Raw genomic sequence first — 222 nt, forward strand, 5'->3', positions numbered from 1 at the left:
CTTTAAAACAGGATCATAGTACATCACGGCTGTATAGGCTTGTTCCTGTTTAATCAATGGCAATCCATCTAAATCGCCTTTGGGAAAGGCCCTTTTCAATACTTCATGGTATTGCGTTTTAATGACTTGCTTAACGGCCATGATTGCCCGTAGATCTTTGACTGCTCGAGTAATCTTTTGCTGCTCGGTTGGTGAATACTTTTCTAGTAGACCTTGATCAAC

At 41.0% G+C, this 222-nt stretch carries 1 pseudogene; it reads right to left on the bottom strand.

The annotated features are described in order from the left end of the window. Positions 1-222 (bottom strand): annotated as a pseudogene (locus IV54_RS09725) (MobQ family relaxase); the annotation flags it as partial.

This window comes from Levilactobacillus paucivorans (assembly GCF_001437125.1).
Classification (GTDB): Bacteria; Bacillota; Bacilli; order Lactobacillales; family Lactobacillaceae; genus Levilactobacillus; species Levilactobacillus paucivorans.